Below are 390 nucleotides of genomic sequence, written 5' to 3'. Positions count from 1 at the left end.
TTGGTTGGGGTGTGGGGGTGGGCTGGTTGTTGGGGGTGGGTTGTTGTGGGGGTTGGTTGTGGGGTGGGTGGGTGGGGGGGTGTGTGTGGGGGTGGGGGGGGGGGTGGGGGGGGGGGGGTTGTGGGGGGGGGTGGGGGTTGGGGGGGTGGGGGGGGGGGTTGTGGGTGTGGGGGTGGGGGGGGGGGTGGGGGGGGGGGGGGGGGGGGGGGTGGGGGGGGGCGGGGTTGTACGTGGGGGGGGGGTGGGGTGTTTTTTTTTTGTGTTTTTGTTGGGTGTTTGTTGGGTGGGGGGTGGTGGGGGGGGGGGGTTTGTGTGCTCGTACTAGCACGCCCTGGGCCGGTTTTTTTTCTCCGTGGTGGTGTTGAACGGGCGGGTTATCGGCTTCGGTTG

Annotated in this window: 1 protein-coding gene; it reads left to right on the top strand. The window is 70.0% G+C overall.

The window, feature by feature from the left end; genetic code table 11:
- The first annotated feature begins 230 nt into the window (after positions 1–230).
- Positions 231–365, top strand: a complete 135-nt coding sequence (locus tag PUR71_RS00005; protein ID WP_329924217.1) for a hypothetical protein — start codon at positions 231–233, stop codon at positions 363–365.
- Positions 366–390 lie beyond the last annotated feature (25 nt).

The organism is Streptomyces sp. SP17BM10 (assembly GCF_036322405.1).
Lineage (GTDB): Bacteria > Actinomycetota > Actinomycetes > Streptomycetales > Streptomycetaceae > Kitasatospora.
This window is presented reverse-complemented; position numbering and strand designations above follow the sequence as displayed.